Here is a 19092-nt window from a genome sequence, read left to right as displayed (position 1 = left end):
ACATAATAAAGACCACACTGCGTGGTCTATTTTTATTTGAGCGCATTTCAACCTACTTACTATTAGGCCGGTTGGCGATTGACAATCACTGCGATGTACGCACGCATCGTCTAAGAAATTTGCAATCCATGCGAATTCAGGCGATACTTGTCTAATCTTTATACGCTAAAGCTGTAAAGGATTATGACTTCACAGGACGCCATACACTATGATCCTCAAACCCGGCAACTCTTATGCCGAGGTAACTGGGATCTTGCCTCACTTCTGTATCTTAAAGTTTTACTTGAAAAGATCGCTTGGCCCAAAGAAGGTGAACTGATCATTGATGGTCAAGGCATTACAAAGATGGATAGCGCAGGCGCCTGGCTGTTGAATAGCTGGCGCAATAAATTGATGCAGCGTGGTATCACCCTGCATTTTAGCCACTTTAGCAAAGCCCACGAAGCCCTGCTTTCACTCATAGAAAAAGAATTAAAAGAGGAAAAAAAACCACCCGCCTTGCCGTACATGGGATGGGTGCCTAGAGTTGGAAAATATACTATTGCGCAGCTGGACCATCTACAGGACTATCTTGCCTTTGTAGGCAGGCTGACAATGGAATGGCTGCGGATTGTTCCAAAGCCCCGGCATTGGCGCTGGAATGAAGTGGCGGGTGTTATTTATAGAACCGGATATGAAGCGCTGCCGATCATAGCCTTATTATCACTCATGATTGGCGTTGTAATTACTTACCAGATGGGTTTGCAGTTACGCAATTATGGCGCTAATGTTTACATCGTCGATTTATTGGGTTTATCAGTGTTACGCGAATTTGGCCCCTTGCTGACAGCCATTATGGTAGCAGGGAGAACCGGCTCTTCTTTTACAGCGCAAATTGGCATTATGAAAATCAATCAAGAGATTGATGCGCTTGACACGATAGGCGTCACACCTGGGGAATTATTGCTGTTACCCCGCATTGTGGGCCTTTTTATTGCACTCCCATTACTGACGATATGGTCTGATATTTTTGGTGTAATTGGCGGTATGATCATGTCCAATAATATGCTAAAAATTACCTGGTATGATTTCCTTCAGCGTTTTCCGCGCGTTATTCCCTTAAAATCGTTATTAATTGGTTTAGGCAAAGCGCCAGTCTTTGCGCTCATTATTGCAAGCGTTGGCTGCTTTCAGGGGATGCAAGTAAGAGGAAGCGCGGATAGCGTTGGACAAAACACTACCAAAAGTGTCGTATTATCCATCTTTTTTATTATTGTTGCTGATGCCATTTTCTCGGTGATATTCAGTAAATTAAAATTATGACAAACGAGCGCCCGGTAATTGAAATTAAAAATATGAAAACCCGTCTGGGAAATACCTGGGTGCACAAAGATATTAATCTCACCGTTGAGCGGGGTGAAATTCTGGGTATTGTGGGAGGAAGCGGTTCCGGCAAAACAACTTTATTGCGTGAGATATTGGGTTTAACACAGCCTACTTCAGGCACCATTCGTGTTTTTGGAGAGGACGTGATTCATGCTTCTCCTGAAAAAATTCTTGCTATCCAGCACCGTTGGGGGGTTCTTTTCCAGCAGAATGCTTTGTTTAGCTCACTCACACTACTCGAAAATGTTGCTTTTCCTTTGCATGAACATACAAATCTAGATGCCGAAACCATTAAAAAACTGGCTTTACTAAAAATTCTGATGGCAGGTCTATCAGAAAAGGATGCGATAAAATATCCATCCGAACTAAGCGGTGGCATGCAAAAGCGGGCAGGACTTGCCCGTGCAATCGTCATGGACCCCGAGCTGCTTTTTCTAGATGAGCCAACTTCCGGGCTTGATCCCACCACGGCGGCCGGATTTGACGAATTGATATTAAACTTGCAGAGCACCATGGGTTTGACTATTGTAATGATAACGCATGATCTTGACAGTTTATGGAAGATAGCCAACCGTGTTGCATTTTTAGGAGAAGGGGTCGTGTTAAGCGTCGATACGATGCCGAATTTGATAAAGAACCCGAATCCCTTAATTCAGGCGTTTTTTAATGGTCCTCGTGGACGGATAGCAATGGAAGCGCATGCTCATGGAAACCAAGGTTAATTATACGATTGTTGGCGCGTTTGTTATTGCTTTGGTAGGCGCAATTACACTGAGCGTTATCTGGCTGTCATCGGGATTTTCTTTTGAGCGTTATTCAATTTATATGGTTTACATGAAGGAATCGGTCACAGGCCTCAATATTGATTCTCCTGTTGAGTATAATGGGGTGGATGTAGGCTCCGTCAAAAGTATCGAAATTAATCATAAAAATCCCCAGATGGTTGAAGTACTAATAAATATTAAAAGCGCCACGCCAATCACCATGGGCACGACGGCTATGCTAAGTACGCGAGGTGTCACAGGTGTCAGTTTCATTGCCCTGCAGGATAAAAGCACCGATTTAAGACCGCTGGAAATAAAGCAGGGCCAAACCTATCCTGTCATCAAAACGGTTCCTTCGATTTTTATGCGCCTTGATGCTGCCTTGTCAAAATTAAGCGAGAATTTTGGTGAAATCAGTCAGGCATTTCAGTCAGTTTTTGACAAGGAAAACCTGCAATCAATCAAAGGAATCCTTTCTAATCTGGATCGTGTCACCGGTACGTTGGCCATTAATAATCGCAAACTGGAAGCCATTCTGGCGAACACGGCAAAAGCTACTCAGCAGCTTACGCCGTTGATGCGGTCAAGTACTAGCGCTATGCGTGTTATTGAAACCCAGACACTGCCTGCAGCTTATCAGGTGCTTTCCAATCTTGATGACGTTGCACGTACCCTTGCCGAAGTATCAGCTGAAGTCAAACAAAATCCTTCCGTCATTTTACGCGGTGTTGACCGCCAGGTATTAGGACCAGGTGAAACAAGATGAGATTATCTATCAAGAATTACATTATAAAAAATATCATTGCCATTATCATGTTGTCACTCACGGGCTGCTTTTCCCCCGTCAAAATAAAACCCGAAGAAACATACATGCTGAAATCTGTACCCGACGTCGCTGTTCGACGCACCCGGCCTGTTACGATTCTTGTTATGCCCCCCGAAGCCGTACCTGTATATAATACAACACAGATGGCGTATTCCGTTCTACCTTATCAGGTTGCTTATTACAGTCACAATCGTTGGGCAGAGACACCGCCTAAAATGCTGCAGCCGCTGATCGTGCAGTCATTGCAAAATTCTCATTATTTCCGCAATGTTGGTATTCCATCCTTTGTAGTAGGTCAGTATGATTATGTGCTCAATACACAACTTCTGGAGCTGCAGCAGGATTATACGCATAGGCCGCCTTTGTTGCGTCTAAGGATGCGCGCCCAGCTCAGTAGGGCTATGACAAACCGTGTGATCGCAACAAAGAATTTTGCTGTATTTGTACCATTACGGCAATACACGCCCTATGGTGGTGTCATTGCGGCGAACAGGGCAACAGAGGAAATGTTGGCACAGCTGACACAATTTGCAATCAATCGCACCTAATTACTGTTGTTCGCGTCAAGAAAATGTTCGCTTGTTAGCTAATTAAAATTTTTCTCTTAATGGAAGAAGTAATTATGATAGGCAGAACTATTTATTTTAAAGAAAATGATTTGGCTTCAGTTGAAAAATTACAGGACGCCCTTGCAGAGTTAGCTCTTCAGCGAAAGGAAATTGATAGTGAAGAAAATCAAAGACGCAGCGAAATTGCAAAAGAGCTTGTTGAAAAAATAAAAACCGATGATAAGAAAGCACCAACGGATAAAGTTTCTTTTTTAAATGCAGCAATTGTGCATTATGCTTTTGCTAGTAGAAAATTGGGTGCTTTAAAAAGAGGTTTAAATTCATTATTCAGTGGCGGTGAAGGACCTGCTCACAATTTACATCCTTATTTTCAATCAACCAGTCAAAGTATCTTAATATCAGCTAGAGATGAAATTGAAAAAGAGTGTCGTTCTGAACGGCACCATTCACACTGATTATACCTGGATTATTTCGAAGATTGCCCAAAGCATTTTTTTAAGCAATTTGAGGATAAATCGTAATGGCAGAATACGCCTATTAAGTTATTGACGACAACCCATTTGTGCAGTAAATTTTGAGCCCCATTCAGTCTAGACAAGCAAAGTGCCATGCCTATCGAACATATAGCCGGTTATAAGTTTATCCCATTGAATGAATTGAATATTCTAGGCGGAGTTTTTCTTGACCATTGTCGTTCGCTTGAGCTTAAAGGCACGATTTTACTCAGCGAAGAAGGTGTTAATATCAATCTGGCAGGTCCAACGGATGCCATTCATTCATTCAAAACCTGGCTTGAGCAGGATGAACGCTTTGCAGATATGACATTTAGAGAGAGCCGCACCGAAAACTTCCCCTATCAAAGACTCAAGGTTAAAATCAAAGGCGAAATCATTACTCTGCGTCAACCGGACATTCAGGCAGCGGACAGCCGTGCGCCCAGCATTGAACCTGAAACATTAAAAAGATGGCTGGATGAAAACCGCGAGATCACGTTATTGGATACGCGTAATGATTATGAAGTGCGGTTTGGTACCTTCGTTAACGCACTTAATTTAAACCTCGAGCATTTTTGTGAATTTCCTTCCGCGATAGAAAAGATTGAACGTGATAAACCTGTCGTGATGTTTTGTACAGGCGGCATCCGCTGCGAAAAGGCAGCGCTTTATCTGTTAAACCAGGGCTACAAGGATGTTTATCAGCTTGAAGGCGGGATATTGAATTACTTTGCTAAAGTAGGCGGTGCGCATTACGCAGGCGATTGTTATGTATTTGACGAGCGTATCGCATTAAAACCTAATTTAACCATGGCCACAACCAAGCAATGTGCCATCTGTCAGGCACCTGTTACAGAAACAGAACAAGCGCTTCCTGCCTATGTGCCTGGTGTTTCCTGCCCCTCGTGCGCTTAATGTAAGTATTAACGAGCAAACACCTGTTATTCTAAAAGACACAGGATGAGCTGGCTTACTGGCACAGTATTTGCATCTTTATTGCTTAAGTTACGTGAAGAATCGCTGGTAAAAAATAATGGCTTAAGCCGCCCTTAATAATCCTCATGATATGATACGCCTTCGCTTTTCTAAATAATTATTACAAGAATCGCATAAAACGAGGATAACATGCCTATCGAAACTCAGGCAGTTGGAAACCGCGCGGTTTCTTTGCCTACTCGTAATCCATTTTTGTTTGAAGCATTACTACGTGAAAACCAGCTTGCCAGTGCAGCAATCAGGCATTTCCAGGCGCAACAAATGACGGAGACAAACCGTACTCATCTGGATAAGAGTATGTATCTGGGCCAGCATTTACTAGCTGAATTTACTGTCCGGTCTGTGCAATTAAATTCGAATCAATTTGAAAAATTGATCCGTGATGCGGCTATCCTATCAGGTGCAACCATTCTTTGTTCTCGTTTTTTTCAAAACAAGATTAACGGCAATATTTCCGGCATTGTTGTAATCGAAGAATCTCATTTTAGCGTGCACTATCTGCGTGACCAGCATTTTATTGCTCTGGATGCTTATACCTGTGGACATATTAACTTGAATGCTGCCGTGGAGCACATCAAACTAAAACTTCGCGAAAGTCCTTATGATAAAATTGAATTTAAACGTGGTATACGAAAAAAAGATGAAGATGCTTTTATTCCTGGTATTGCCTTGCTGCGTGGCTCAACACTGGGATTTTTTTCACCGGGCAAGCAATTGAATAACGCCAGCTTAGGCCAACATGTGGTCGCGGAATTTTACTATTGTGATCCAGGTCGAATTAACAGTAGTGAATTTGTATTGAACCATTTTCGCGAATCACTTGAAGCTAACGCGCTCCCAATTAAGTTCAATTATGTACATCAATTCCAGCCGCAAGGCATCAGTGCGGTCATTATCGGCAATGGCTATCATCTGACTGTGCATGACTGGCCTGAACATGCTTATGCAGCCATGGATTTATGCATGTTTGATGATAAAGTGGAACCCCAGAAAATCATGCTGTCATTAGCAGAAGAATTCCAGTCTCAAAAGGCTGTCTGCTATCAATTCCCCCGGGGCAGTTATGAAGGACATCATCGTCAATTGCAGCCCGTTTTTCCGCTGCTTGAAGCAAGACAACAGGCAGAACCCATTTACTATGGGCCTCAGTTAAAGTAAAGCTTTATAGCGAGTATAGGTAACCCGGTATATCACACCTGCTTCATCATCTGAAACCAGTAAGGAACCATCCGGCTTAACCAGCACATCAACAGGTCGGCCCCAGGCCTGTTCGCCTTGCAGCCAGCCAGTGATGAAAGGCTTGGCGGACACTACTTGATTGTTGTCATTTATCTTCACAACTATTACCCGATAACCAACTTTTTTACTTCGGTTCCATGAGCCGTGTTCCGCAATAAATACTTGATTGCGATATTCGGCAGGAAAGAGATTGCCTGTGTAAAAAGCCATTCCAAGCGGTGCAACATGAGCGGGCAAATTATACGTGGGCGGAGTGTAAGTTGAAAAAGGATATTGCCCAAACGCAGGATTGGGCAGATCTTTCCCGTCATAGTAGGGAAAGCCGAAATGGATTCCTGGCTGCGGCGCATAATTAAGTTTATCCGGCGGCAGGTTATCACCCATCCAGTCGCGGCCATTTTCTGTAAACCAGAGCTTTTGGGTACGTGGGTCCCAGTCAAATCCTACGCTGTTGCGAATACCAGCTGCATATATCTCAACCTGGCTGCCGTCTGGATTCATCCGCATGATTGTTCCAAAGCGAGGATCTTTTCTAAGACAGGTATTGCAGGGCATACCGATTGCAATATAGAGTTTTCCATCAGGGCCAAAGTCAATAAAACGCCATCCGTGGTGTGTATTGGTAGGAAGCGCATCAGTAATGACAGTGGGCTTAGGAGGGTGGTTAAGATGGTTTTCGATATCAGCGAATCGCAGGACACGTCCTATTTCGGCCACATAGAGTGCGCCATCGTGAAAGGCCACCCCGTTTGGCGTATTTAAATCCGACGCAATCGTCAATACCCGTGTTCCTTGCGCACTTTTTGCATCTGGTACAACTGCATAAACTTTGTCACCCATGGTGCCTACAAAAAGTGTACCTTTAGAACCCAAGGTCATGGAACGAGCGTTGGGCACCATGGCATAAATGTCGACAGTGAAACCTTCTGGAAGTTGCAATAAATGCAAAGGAAGCTGTTGTGCAAAGCAAAAAGATGTCGCGAAAAAAATTAAAGGTAGAAGGATCAGGCGCATTCCATTCCATCGTCCATTCCATTTTTGAATTACTTATTCTAGGCTATTCCATCTTGTTCCGCACAGCAAATTTGCATTCGTTTGTCTTGTCTCTACGCTGGTTTTACGGTATTAAACACTCAGCTGGTATGCGCAAGACTGGTTAATCTATAGAATAAACAAATAAATAAATAAAATTATCAGATAGATACGAAAATATTGCTATAATCATATTTAAAACGTGAGAAATAAAAAAGCATTCCATACGCCTTTTTTTCATCACTATTCGCCAATCGGGAGACCATAATGGACATTGAAGACTTGCTGGGCCTTAGCGTAAAACAGCGTGCATCGGACTTGCACCTGTTGCCCGGATTGCAGCCTCTATTGCGCGTTAATGGCGAACTTCATCCGATCAAGGATAGTCCAAGGCTGACCAGTGATCTTATCCAGCAGCTAGTCTATTCTGTTATGACCGTTGAACAACAGCAGATATTTGAATCGAATCTGTTGTGCGAAATGGCTATTTCGCTTAGAGATATTGGTAATTTCAGGGTCAGTGTTTTTCATCAACTGCGCGGGCTTGCTGCGGTTTTTCGTGTCATTCCTGAAAAAGTTCCTTCCTTCGAAGAACTGGATCTGCCACCTATCTTAAAGACACTTTTAGGATTGTCGCATGGTCTGGTTCTGGTCACTGGGCCGACAGGTTCTGGTAAAAGCACAACTTTGGCAGCGATGGTGGATTATATTAACACCATACGCGCTTGTCATATCATTACCATCGAAGATCCGATTGAATTTATTTATGAAACCAAAAAAAGTGCCATCAATCAACTGCAAGTGGGACGTGACACGCCGGATATCAATACAGCCTTGCGCGCTTCCTTGCGCCAGGATCCGGACGTGATTCTATTGGGCGAAATACGCGATCTAGAAACTATCCGGCTTGCTCTTACAGCAGCAGAAACAGGCCATCTTGTTATGTCCACCTTACATGCCAGCTCAGCGCCGCTTGCTATCAGCCGTATGGTTGATATATTTCCGGCAGCGGAAAAAAACAGGGTACGAAACCTGTTGTCCGAGACATTGCAGGCTGTAATTTGCCAAACGCTGGTTAAGAAAATTTCCGGCGGGAGAGCGGCCGCATTCGAGATTATGCTCGCCACACCCGCCATCCGCCATCTTGTGCGCCAGGACATGACGGCGCATATGCAAACAACCATTCAAACCAGCGGCGATGTGGGCATGTGTACAATGGACCAATATTTACAGCAACTGGTATCAAGACGGATTATCACTTCCGTTGAAGCGCGAAATGTTGCCCTTTATCGGGGAACATTCAGAGAAATTTAATTCTGTCGATGTAACAGCCTCTAGCGTTCGGATAGAAAATATGACTCGGACTGCATTTCCAATAATCGCGATCGTGTGCGCGTGTATTCAAATAACATGCTGCCCTGACTGTAAATTTTGTCAATCACTTCGGCAGCAGAAATAACTAATCGTACGCGTGCGTCATAAAATACGTCCACCATGCGAATAAAGAGAGCGATCGTGTTTTTTGCATGAGGAGGAATAACAGGAATGTTGCTGATAAAGATGGTATCAAAATTTTTAGCAATAGCAAGATAATCCTGCTGGCTGCGCGGTATAGCACAAAAGCGCTCAAAATCAAACCAAACAACCCTGCCAGCCTGTTTATAGATTTGAATTGAGCGGCCACAAACGTCTAGTGGTTCATGGCTTATCGTTAGTCCCTGAGTTAGCAAGTCAAAACTTTTTTCCATGTTTTGTTGAGCCAAACGATCATTTGACAGAAAAAAAACACCCGCACTTTTTAAATGCCGAAGACGATAGTCTATCTGGGTTGGAATATGCGCCACTGTCGTGTTCAGTTTTAATAGTGCGATAGCAGGTAAAAAAAGCGGGCGCTGCAATCCATTTTTGTATAATTCATCTGGTTCCACATTCGACGTCGCGACCAGACAAACGCCATGAGAAAATAAGGCTTCGAATAAGCGCGCCAGGATCATGGCATCGGTAATATCGGATACAAACAGTTCATCAAAACATAGCAGTAGATTTTTTTGCGCGATGGTTTTAGCAATTTTTTGTAATGGCTCTTTTTCTCCCTGTAGCTTTTTCAATTCCTGATGGATGAATTGCATGAACTGATGAAAATGCATGCGCATTTTATAGGGGAAAGGGATGCAATGGTAAAAACAATCCATTAAAAAGGTTTTACCAATTCCTACGCCCCCCCACAGATAAAGGCCTTTTACTAAGCGAGGTTTGCGCAAAACAGCCATCAGCCTGAATCGCTGCTTGTGTTCCTGCAACAAAGCGTTATAAACAGACTGAAAATGCACGAGTGCCTTTAATTGTTCCGGGTCATTCACAACCAGACTGTTTTTACATTGTTCTTGATAGTACTCAATAGGCGTCATGCGATACACACTGCTCATCATGTTTTAAATGACATTTTTTATATATCTAATTGATTAGATTAACTTTAATATTTTTAAGCCGCATCTATTTTAACCTATCCCACGAGCCACGTCATCCTGATCGGACATCTTACATGGTAAGATAGATTGTCAGAGCAGGTTGAATGAATTTAATATGAGCTTTTGGCAACAATCCGGGCGATTAGCTCAATGAAAGGGAAGGATTTTATGAAGCTGTCTAGCAAGGAAATCATCGATTTACTCCACCTGGAACCGCATCCTACTTGCGGATTAGTCAAGCAAACCTATCTCAGTAAAACAATATTGCCCAAGAGCGCTTTGCCTGACCAATTTGGAAGTGATAGACCTGCTGGGTCTATTCTTTATTTTATGGTAACGCAAGAAACCCAAATAAAATTGCATAAAATACGTTCTGACCAAATGTACCATTTTTATTTTGGTACACCACTCGAAGTACTGCTACTTTATCCTGATGGTAATGCAGAAATCAAAGTGGCGGGCGATGACATTAAGGCAGGTATGGCTCCGCAGTTATTTATACCTGGGAATACCTATCATGTTAGTAGATTGCATGAGGAAGGCAGTTATTCACTGTTAGGCACGTCCGAATGGATAGGTGTAGAGACCGAAGATGTGGAATTAGGCAACCCAGAAGAACTTTGCAATCGCTATCCCCACTTTAAAAAAGAAATCCAAGATTTTACGAAAAAATAATCAAACGGAGTCAGCGGATCCTTGAATATTTTCTATGGAAGGGCAAAGCGGAATGAGACGGATAATAATCATTGGATGCCTAATATTAATTTTAATGATTCACACTGTAAACGCAGCTGACAAGCAGCCCGTTGTTTGCACTAATACTTATGCGCTCTGCAATGCTGCCAGCTGTCAATCCATCCCAGGCATGCCTGACAAAGTGCTTTGTTCATGTTCAATTTGGAAGGGGAAAAACATAGGCTTTTCCACTTGCGAGGAAAGAAAGGAAAAGCAGACACAGGATGGTGAGACAGCTCTCGTTTCAACTTTTTCGTTTGGCGGTAGTCATTATCGCTATATGACTTGCCCCATTGGCGCGCCCTGGGCCACTTGCCTTGACAAACCCTGCCTCATTAATAAGCAGGCGCCAGATACCCGCAAGGCGAATTGCACTTGTGATGTCATTCGCGATCAGGCATTTGTTACTTTTGCGGGAGAATGCGACACAAAAAACTGCACGAAAACAATCTGGTCAGGCGCGACGATTGCTGGCAATCAGCAATTAATGAGAGAATTGACGAAGGTTAATGATAAAACCAACCTCGATCATGCGGCTTGTTCTATCAACCCGAATAACAAAACTGGGAAGGATTAAAAAATACTGACGTTACTGGAATTATATTATAGAAGTCGCTTTGACGCGCAAAAAAAATCTATTTAATAATAATCAGGGCTGAATTAGGTCAAACACATATACGATTTCACCTAACGCCTTATGCCTGCTTTTGCAGAAGAGGCACAATGATCTATAATTAATATTGAATAAAATCACTTTAAGGCATTTTTTTATGCAAGATAGAGATAAAGAAAAAGATAGTAAATATAAGGAAAATGTAGGTGATTTAAAAAAGGACGAGGAACATTTATCAGATTATCCATCAGAAGACGAATCACTCAGTGGTTACCCTTCCGAAGAAGATACATGGGATGAAGTAGATACATGGGATGAAGTAGATAGTGTGGAATCTAGATATAAATTCTTTACTGAAGAGGATATTATTCTTGCCAAAAGCGGACTTCCTCCTGACAGTACACAATTTCCGCTGCACGTTGCCGCATTTAATGGGGATTATGAAAAAGTAAAACAATTGCTAAAGGAAGGTGTTAAATCTGATGAGCTAGATAAAGGCGGCGAATTTACTGAAGAACAACGTAATAAAACATGTCCTGAATTGCAAAATAAAATAGATGATATTAATGTCAATGGAAGAACGCCCCTCTATTTGGCCTGCCTTAATGCCGCCAAGGCTCTTGAAGGTAGCCCCTATACAAGAGATACAATATATAATCCGCGCACCATGACTCCTGTACCAAATGGTTATGCTGAAACGGTTCGTTACTTACTTGAATTTCATGCTGATCCACTTAAAGTACACATGAAGAATAGAGATGTTGGCGAAAATTGGACTCCGATTCACCTGGCTATTCGAAGTGGAAATTATGCGGTTACAAAACTTTTAAATGAGTTTCCATCAAACAAAAAAAGTTTTATGCAAAACTATTTGGAAATATATGGTTGCCAGCAAAGAGATCGCTATGATTGTGAGAATGCATTTTATCCTGACACGAAAAAGCCGGTGTTTTTAGCTGGCTATCCTTTATTATTTCAAGCCGCTCAAAATGGTGATATTCGCATGATTAAGGATATTTTTGAATTTTCCAAAGAATTCAATATCGTGAAAAATAAAAATTCTCCTTTCTTTCAGAGAGTGATGGCGCCTGAAGAAAAATCATCTCTGCAATACTATCTTCTCAATACTATCAGCAATCATCCTTATGAACATGTTCTACACGCCGCCGTAAAAAGCGGCAATGTCGATGTAGTTAAATTGTTAGTCGAGTATGGAGCTGATATAGGTGCAAAAGATCGTAATGGAGAAACGCCTCTCGATTATGCAAGGAAACTTAAATATGATGATATTTGTAAATACTTAGAATTGTCGCTCGTTAAGAAGCCCTAATTTTAGAAATTCATTTCAAATTGGGGCTCTTTCGAACCCAAAAAATAGAAAATGAACAATAACAGGCTCAATAACGCTGCGACGTTTTAATTCACTTTTAATTGCACTGGTGACAGCATGCTTTTTCCCCGATTTAAACACACGTAATTTTTTCTGGCAATCTGATCCTGATACCTACTCATGGCTCAAGCATTAGAACGTGTTGCCTACTCGATAAGCTTTATGAGTATGAAGATAGTCGTGTCAAAATGTGTTGATGAAATTGATTTATTGCACGTGTCAGAATGTCATGAAAAAGGTATCAACCCTATGCATAATTAAGCGCTGATGTCCCAGTCAAAACTTATTTTGACGGGCGCTTAAATTTAGAGTTAGGATGATTTTATGCTGGTACAGCTTGATGAACACTCTTATTCATCATCAAAGATTCTCTACCGCGATTTATTTTACGTAGAAATCAATGAATTTTCTAATCTTCGGCTGTAAATAGCGACTTTTACGATAATACAGATAGATATTTTTCTGTTGTTCCTGGAAATCACTTAATATTTCGACTAGTTTTCCATTTGCTAATGCGTCAGCCACCATATAATCATGTAGGTTAATAATTCCCATGGCGCCAATAGCGCATTCACGCATGGCATAGCTATCGTTCAATAAGAGTATAGGATTTACGTGGACTTCAAGGTTATCTTTAAATGTAATTACATCATTTGGGTTGCGAATGCTATGAGTAATATAACGGTGCTTAGTTAAATCAAATGGTGTTTCAGGAGTGCCGTGTTTTTTTAAATAAGCAGGAGAAGCACAAAGAACATAGCGTGTTGTTGTAATACGGCGACGCACCAAATCAGGAGCTCCCTCAATTGAAACACCAAACAAAATATCAATTCCTTCTTGCTCCAGATTTGGAAATCGTTCCGCTAATTGAAAGTGGATACGCAAGAGGGGATTGAGACGCATAAATTCAGGCAGTGTTGGCAATAGATGGGTTATGGCAAAATACCGGTTAGCCATCACACTCAGCAATCCTGTTGCCTCATTTTTACTTTCTGTAATTGCCATTTCAGCATCGCGAAGTTCGTATAGAGCCTTTTTACATTGTTGATAATACTTTTCCCCAACTTCGGTTAATGAAACATGACGCGTCGTACGGTGTAACAATTGTGTTCCCAACTCACTTTCAAGCGTTGTTATCTGTCTGCTGACAGCTGCGGTTGATAAGCCTCTTTTTCTTGCTGCCGCAGCAAAACCATTTTCCTCCACCACTGAAAGGAAAATGGCGATTCGGTCAAATTTACTCATAAGGCCTTATTATTGCATATAAGTTAATAATAATTGATTATTTAGCCTATTGTTTAATAAAAAGTCAATATTTATACTCAAAAAGCCAGTTAATAAGAGAGCAACCCAAGATGTCAAACCAAAGAACCCTGCCATTTTTTACATTACTACTGATGATTTCATTTGCCTCTGTCAATGCAGTTTTGTTTACGCCAGCCTTGCCCAACATCGCTGATTTTTTCTCACAATCAACCGAAAGTGCGCAACGGACTATCACCTGGTTTTTAATAGGCTACGCGTCAGGACAGCTCATATATGGGCCCATTGCAAATCGTTACGGAAGAAAACCAGCTCTCTATTTAGGCGTCGGGTTACAAATCGCGAGCAGCTTGCTTTGTGTATTTGCTGGATTCATTCATCAATTTACGCTGCTAATTATAGGCCGATTTTTATTAGCCCTAGGATCGGGCGTCGGTTTGAAAATGGCATTTACTTTAGTGAATGAATGCTACGAACCTCAAATTGCAAGCCAAAAAATATCCTATTTGATGTTAGCATTTGCCGTTACCCCGGCGCTTAGTGTTGCCGTGAGTGGAGAGCTCAATGCTAATTTTGGCTGGATGAGCTGCTTTTACGCTGGAGCCATCTACGGATTTATTCTTTTGCTTCTCACGTTTCAGTTACCTGAAACACAAACTAATTTAAATTATGACGCACTTAAACTGAAAAATTTGTTTCATGGATATATTTCTCATCTTAAAAAAAGCGAGTTAATTGTTGGTAGTTTATTAATGGGAAGCGCTACTTCATTTGTCTATGTTTTTGCGGCTTTGTCACCCTTTGCCGCAATGAATTTATTAGGAATGAAAAGTGCGGAATATGGTATGGCAAATATTTTGCCTGCCATCGGACTTATCTTTGGATCTTTGTGTTCTGCCAAGCTGGCAAAGAAACATGGCCTACAAGCTATTATAGGCAAAGGCATCTTAATTACCGGGAGCGGGGTGGGGTTGATGATCGCTGCCGCACTGGCACGACTATCAGCCATCTATTCCATATTTTTGCCAATGATTATAGTTTATTTCGGATTAGCTTTTATCATTGCCAATGCTTCAACCGCGGCAATGATTCATGTTAACGATAAATCACACGGTTCAGCCGTCATGAATTTTATTAATATGGGGATGGCGACCCTTTTGTGTATTCCGATCGAAAGGACCATTAATTCCAGTCCGTAAGGGGACAATGATTCCGGTTTATTGGGACAACTTTACCAGTCACGACGGCATTATCTGTTAAACTTCATCGGTCTGTAAAGATTTTTGTTTTTTTCTAAGTGAATCGCCATCTAATTCCAATCTGATTGAGTTGTGAATTAATCTATCAAGGATAGCGTCTGCAAGAGTGGCATCATTCAAATGTTCATGCCAATGTGTGATTGGTAACTGACTGGTGATGATAGTTGATTTTCGTTGGTAGCGATCATCAAGTATTTCTAACAGATCGCGGCGTTGGTCATCGTCAGGAGTTGCTAATCCCCAATCATCTAAGATAAGAACATCAATTTTTGCTAGTTGTGCGAGCCAATTAGCATAGCTACCATTTGCTTTTGCGATTTTTAATTCATGCCAAAGACGTGGGAGTCGATAATAACGCGCAGACATGCCAATCAAGCAAGTCTTATGTGCAAGCGCGCAGGCAATATAAGTTTTGCCGCAACCCGTTGGCCCAGTAATCAGTAAGTTCAAGTGTTGTTGAATCCATTGCCCTCGGGCAAGTTCTTGTACGACAGTTTTGTTTAAATTGCGGGTATGTTTAAAATCAATGTCCTCGATGCAAGCCTGAGCTTTAAGTTTTGCTTGTGCAAGCCGTCTGTTTAAGCGGCGGTTTTCTCTCAAATACCATTCACGATCGATCAACAACCCTAAGCGAGCTTCAAAATCCAGATCAGGCATGGGTTTTTGTAATTGTTCACAAAAAGCTTCTGCCATTCCAGATAATTTTAGCGCTCTTAGTTTTTCTAACGTTGGTTGAGTTAACATCTTTTTATCTCCAGTTTTATTTGTAATAGTCAGAACCACGGATATTTCCATGCGACGAAATAACAGGCGTATTCGTCGAATGAGAATTGGGAACAGTATCAAGTTTGTTTTTTAATATTGCTTCGACTTGGCTGTAACGTGTTGCACCAGATTCATTGGCGATAGCGCAGGCTTTTTCAAGACGGTTTTCGCCATATCTTGAGCCTAGGCGAAGCACACCAAGGCAAGCGCGATAAGCTTGTTCTGGAAACGCGCGCGAGGCGATTAAGCGATCAATAAACTTCATCGTATGCGGGCCAATTTTATTTGCCCATCGCTTCATGCGGTCTGGCGACCATTCCGCATGTGCACGATGTGCAGGCGGCATGTGTTCCTTGATGGTGCTGTGTTTATACCGATGATAACTGCGTGGATGTGAAGCAATACGTTTTCTCTCATAAAAACACTCCACCGTGTTAGCTGTAGCACGGATCTCAACTTCATGATGAATATATTTATACGGCACGCTGTAATAATGATCGTCAAATACAAAATGATAATCGATATGAACTTTTGCGTGTTGCCATTCGGCGTATTGGTATTTTTCGGGTGGCAGTGGCTTTAGCGCTGATTTATCTATTTCTTCAAATAATGCCCGTCTTGATGTTTTCATTTTTTGAAAGGATTGATTGTTAAGGACAGCAAGACGAGGTTTGATGGCTGCGTTAATTTCAGCAATACTCGTAAAAGTGATATGCCGCATTGGCGCAAGAATTTGTCTTTCAACTATACCAACCGCATTTTCAACTTTTGCTTTGTCTTTTGCTTCATAAACACGCGCAGGAACAATGGCAAAACCATAATGCTCGCCCACATGCTGATAGTTTGCATTGATGTCGGGATCATAGCGGTGAGATTTTTTTACACCCGCTTTTAAATTGTCTGGTACAACGATTTCACTGACCCCGCCAAAATATTCCCACATTCTGACGTGTGATTGAATCCAATCAGGTATTTGCTGCGTGGCAGTTGCTTCAGCAAAAGTAAATTGTGATGCGCCTAAACAGCCTACAAAAATTTGTGCTTCATGAATTTCGCCTGTCCCTGGATCAATCCAAGGTACTGTCATGCCCGCATAGTCTACAAATGTTTTTTCACCACCTTTGTGTACTTGCCGCATGATGGGTGATGTCGCCTTGAGATAAGCTCGATAGTGGGTACAAAATTGGGAATAACCCAGGCCCTCCGGCTGAACATCGCGATATTCTCGCCAGAGTAGTTGTAAGGTCACGCCCTTTTTGCGTAGCTCTTTATAGACCCGTTCCCAATCAGGAAATGCCTTCTGTCTTGAGACCTTTACAGCAGATGGAAAAAGACGATTGTATAAATCTTCTTCTGTCATCGATTGCGGCAAAGGCCAATTAATTCCTGCTGCTTTCGCCCGTTCTAAGTATCTTGTAACGGTTGTCTTTCCAATATTTAAACTTCTTGCAATAACTCGATGGCTGCATTTTAACTCATGGTATTGCCTTAAAACTTCACTGATTTTACGCATACTTATATATCTCACGATTACTACCCCCTCGCTTTGAAAACAAGAGGATATTGTATAAAAAATAAACTATCGTGAGCTGGTAAGTAGCCCAATGACGCCGTAATCACTGGCCCAATGTCCCGTAACAGATGATCCAATACGGCCAGAACCAGTGGCCCAGAAAAATCAGAATGGATGGCCCAATGTTACCGGAATAGGTGGTCTAATAAGGTCGGAATACACAACCCTTTCAGTATTAAGCCTTGGAATGTTCAAAACAACGTTGCTAATGTTGCCACTTATTTATATAGCTTTATGTTTAGTAATGGTTGGACTTTATCAATTTACTAATGCAAGAACGTTATGAAAGTTTTTTTAATTTTTTAAATGCTGAATTAATTGATTCCATTCGCTTTTCTATTTTTTTTGCTGCCGCCTCGAGGGTGTAACCTTCCTCTAATAGCTCTTTTATAAGTAGGATTTTTTTGATTTCCAAGTAATCGAACCGCCTGATTGTTGATCCAGCCTCATCGGCTGTTTGAATTAACCCTTTTTCCTGCCAATATCGTAATTGCCTTTGCGGAATACCGGTGATTTTCGATACTTCACCGATCCCTACTATTAACTTACTTAAGAAATCATAATCAGATAATACGCTCTTCTCTTTAACAGATTGAATTTTTTGGTTTTTCTTTGCCATATTGGTCCATTTTCCTTTCAGATTAATGCATTACAACCATAATAAATTGGCGGTATTTTTTGTTCTAAGCTATTATATTACATTTATTGCTATTAAATTACAATTAATGTAATATAACATCATTAGAAGAGGGTGGGACCATGAGGCTAGATCATAGCGCACTATTGTTAATTGAATTTCAGAATGAATGGCTAAGTGAAAAAGGCAAGCTTAATCCTTTGGTTGATAAGGAACAATTTACAACTTCATTAAGGAGTGCAGAAAAAGTTCTGCATCATGCGCGCAGCTCTCATATGCACATCATTCATTCGGGGCTAAGTTATACCAAAACATATAAAGAACTAGGGCAGGCAAATCACGGATTGCGCGCAGCCATTCCAATAAAGAGGACTTTTTTAGCAGGCTCAATGGCCAGCCGATTTCCAGCGCCATTTAAACCTGAAGGACAAGAATTCGTTCTACAAGGCAGAGTGGGAAGCAGTGCTTTTTCAGGATCCAATCTGGATGCTTATTTGCGCAATAATCGCATCAATACCTTATACATTATGGGATATGCCTTGCATGTGTGTGTAGAATCAACCATGCGAGCTGCGCATGATCTGGGTTATGAAGCCATAGTAATCGAAGATGCTTCATCTGCCTTTACCCAGGAACAGAAAAATTATTTTTTGACTAATGTTGTTCACCATTTTGGTAGAAGCATTAACTCAAATGAATTTATACAATTTTTAAACAAAAATGGTGAAGATAATGATTGCAACTGATGCTGACACTCAACGTATTACAGAAATTATTAACTTATATTTTAAGGGAAGTTATTATGGCAATACCGAGCAACTAAAGCAGGCTTTTCATCCCGAGGCTCATGTCACCGGTAGTTTAAATGGTAAGATTTGTGATTGGACATGCACTGAATTCATGGCAAGAGTCACGACTATGCCAACTTCCGCAAATAAAGGTGAGAAATACGATAAAGAAATTCTCTTAATAGATAAAACAAACGACGCTGCCATAGTGAAAGCACGAGTTGCTGTGGGTGATTTGGTTTTCACAGATTACATTACGCTGTTAAAAATAAATAATCAATGGATGATTAGGAACAAAATCTTTACCAACTAAATA

21 protein-coding genes are annotated in these 19092 nt (G+C 41.4%); 15 read left to right on the top strand and 6 right to left on the bottom strand.

Annotation, left to right across the window (positions count from 1 at the left end):
* Positions 1-183 precede the first annotated feature (183 nt).
* The 7 genes from AQUSIP_RS05195 (at position 184) to speD (ending at position 6172) form a co-directional block, all read left to right on the top strand.
* Complete coding sequence (locus tag AQUSIP_RS05195) at positions 184-1302, top strand: ABC transporter permease (RefSeq protein ID WP_114833981.1); 1119 nt, start codon at positions 184-186, stop codon at positions 1300-1302.
* Between the two features lie 32 nt (positions 1303-1334).
* Entirely contained in the window at positions 1335-2087 is a 753-nt protein-coding gene (locus tag AQUSIP_RS05190; RefSeq protein WP_232058640.1) for an ABC transporter ATP-binding protein, read from the top strand.
* The gene (locus AQUSIP_RS05185; RefSeq protein ID WP_170131765.1) at positions 2071-2895 is read left to right on the top strand and encodes an MlaD family protein; all 825 of its coding nucleotides are present in this window, start codon (positions 2071-2073) and stop codon (positions 2893-2895) included. Before AQUSIP_RS05190 ends, AQUSIP_RS05185 begins: the two co-directional genes overlap by 17 nt.
* Positions 2892-3503 carry an ABC-type transport auxiliary lipoprotein family protein gene (locus AQUSIP_RS05180; protein ID WP_114833984.1) on the top strand — a complete coding sequence of 204 codons (612 nt, stop codon included), beginning with the start codon at positions 2892-2894 and terminating at the stop codon, positions 3501-3503. Before AQUSIP_RS05185 ends, AQUSIP_RS05180 begins: the two co-directional genes overlap by 4 nt.
* Before the next feature lie 74 nt (positions 3504-3577).
* Complete coding sequence (locus AQUSIP_RS05175; protein ID WP_114833985.1) at positions 3578-3979, top strand: hypothetical protein; 402 nt, start codon at positions 3578-3580, stop codon at positions 3977-3979.
* A 153-nt stretch (positions 3980-4132) separates the two neighbouring features.
* Positions 4133-4933, top strand: coding sequence for a sulfurtransferase (locus AQUSIP_RS05170; protein ID WP_114833986.1), 801 nt, complete (start codon positions 4133-4135; stop codon positions 4931-4933).
* A 210-nt stretch (positions 4934-5143) separates the two neighbouring features.
* Entirely contained in the window at positions 5144-6172 is a 1029-nt protein-coding gene (speD, locus tag AQUSIP_RS05165; protein WP_114833987.1) for an adenosylmethionine decarboxylase, read from the top strand.
* On the opposite strand, the gene AQUSIP_RS05160 is transcribed toward speD, so the two are convergent.
* Entirely contained in the window at positions 6164-7267 is a 1104-nt protein-coding gene (locus AQUSIP_RS05160; RefSeq protein ID WP_114833988.1) for a PQQ-dependent sugar dehydrogenase, read from the bottom strand. The genes speD and AQUSIP_RS05160 overlap by 9 nt on opposite strands.
* Here AQUSIP_RS05160 and AQUSIP_RS12335 point away from each other — a divergent pair.
* Positions 7213-7413, top strand: coding sequence for a hypothetical protein (locus AQUSIP_RS12335; protein WP_170131756.1), 201 nt, complete (start codon positions 7213-7215; stop codon positions 7411-7413). The two genes, AQUSIP_RS05160 and AQUSIP_RS12335, sit on opposite strands and share 55 nt — an antisense overlap.
* 139 nt (positions 7414-7552) lie before the next feature.
* Positions 7553-8599 carry a type IV pilus twitching motility protein PilT gene (locus tag AQUSIP_RS05155; protein ID WP_114833989.1) on the top strand — a complete coding sequence of 349 codons (1047 nt, stop codon included), beginning with the start codon at positions 7553-7555 and terminating at the stop codon, positions 8597-8599.
* 20 nt (positions 8600-8619) lie between these two features.
* On the opposite strand, the gene zapE is transcribed toward AQUSIP_RS05155, so the two are convergent.
* Positions 8620-9693 carry a cell division protein ZapE gene (gene zapE, locus AQUSIP_RS05150; protein ID WP_170131766.1) on the bottom strand — a complete coding sequence of 358 codons (1074 nt, stop codon included), beginning with the start codon at positions 9691-9693 and terminating at the stop codon, positions 8620-8622.
* A 228-nt stretch (positions 9694-9921) separates the two neighbouring features.
* On the opposite strand from zapE, the gene AQUSIP_RS05145 reads away from it, so the two are divergent.
* From AQUSIP_RS05145 to AQUSIP_RS05135, 3 genes are all read left to right on the top strand, one after another.
* The gene (locus AQUSIP_RS05145; RefSeq protein WP_170131767.1) at positions 9922-10428 is read left to right on the top strand and encodes a cupin domain-containing protein; all 507 of its coding nucleotides are present in this window, start codon (positions 9922-9924) and stop codon (positions 10426-10428) included.
* 52 nt (positions 10429-10480) lie between these two features.
* Entirely contained in the window at positions 10481-11065 is a 585-nt protein-coding gene (locus tag AQUSIP_RS05140; RefSeq protein WP_147277469.1) for a hypothetical protein, read from the top strand.
* 193 nt (positions 11066-11258) lie between these two features.
* Entirely contained in the window at positions 11259-12431 is a 1173-nt protein-coding gene (locus AQUSIP_RS05135; RefSeq protein WP_114833993.1) for an ankyrin repeat domain-containing protein, read from the top strand.
* Between the two features lie 441 nt (positions 12432-12872).
* Here the strand turns inward: AQUSIP_RS05135 and AQUSIP_RS05130 are convergent, their stop codons facing one another.
* On the bottom strand, positions 12873-13736 hold the full coding sequence (locus tag AQUSIP_RS05130; protein WP_114833994.1) for a LysR family transcriptional regulator: 864 nt from the start codon (positions 13734-13736) through the stop codon (positions 12873-12875).
* 110 nt (positions 13737-13846) lie between these two features.
* Here AQUSIP_RS05130 and AQUSIP_RS05125 point away from each other — a divergent pair, with 110 nt between their 5' ends.
* Positions 13847-14953 (top strand): MFS transporter, encoded by a 1107-nt coding sequence (locus tag AQUSIP_RS05125; protein WP_114833995.1) that lies wholly within the window; start codon positions 13847-13849, stop codon positions 14951-14953.
* 57 nt (positions 14954-15010) lie between these two features.
* Here the strand turns inward: AQUSIP_RS05125 and istB are convergent, their stop codons facing one another.
* The 3 genes from istB to AQUSIP_RS05110 all read right to left on the bottom strand — a co-directional run bounded on the left by istB (position 15011) and on the right by AQUSIP_RS05110 (position 17970).
* Positions 15011-15757 (bottom strand): IS21-like element helper ATPase IstB, encoded by a 747-nt coding sequence (gene istB / locus AQUSIP_RS05120; RefSeq protein ID WP_114835531.1) that lies wholly within the window; start codon positions 15755-15757, stop codon positions 15011-15013.
* Positions 15758-15773: 16 nt separating this feature from the next.
* Positions 15774-17291 (bottom strand): IS21 family transposase, encoded by a 1518-nt coding sequence (gene istA / locus AQUSIP_RS05115; RefSeq protein WP_170131899.1) that lies wholly within the window; start codon positions 17289-17291, stop codon positions 15774-15776.
* A 340-nt stretch (positions 17292-17631) separates the two neighbouring features.
* A complete protein-coding gene (locus tag AQUSIP_RS05110; protein WP_114833377.1) occupies positions 17632-17970 on the bottom strand; it encodes a MerR family transcriptional regulator in 339 nt (112 codons plus the stop codon).
* Positions 17971-18110: 140 nt separating this feature from the next.
* On the opposite strand from AQUSIP_RS05110, the gene AQUSIP_RS05105 reads away from it, so the two are divergent.
* Together AQUSIP_RS05105 and AQUSIP_RS05100 are read left to right on the top strand one after the other, a co-directional pair.
* Positions 18111-18734, top strand: a complete 624-nt coding sequence (locus AQUSIP_RS05105) for a cysteine hydrolase family protein (protein WP_114833376.1) — start codon at positions 18111-18113, stop codon at positions 18732-18734.
* Positions 18721-19089 carry a nuclear transport factor 2 family protein gene (locus AQUSIP_RS05100; protein ID WP_170131725.1) on the top strand — a complete coding sequence of 123 codons (369 nt, stop codon included), beginning with the start codon at positions 18721-18723 and terminating at the stop codon, positions 19087-19089. The genes AQUSIP_RS05105 and AQUSIP_RS05100 overlap by 14 nt, the downstream gene beginning before the upstream one ends.
* Positions 19090-19092 lie beyond the last annotated feature (3 nt).

This window comes from Aquicella lusitana, assembly GCF_902459475.1.
GTDB lineage: Bacteria > Pseudomonadota > Gammaproteobacteria > DSM-16500 > DSM-16500 > Aquicella > Aquicella lusitana.
This window is presented reverse-complemented; position numbering and strand designations above follow the sequence as displayed.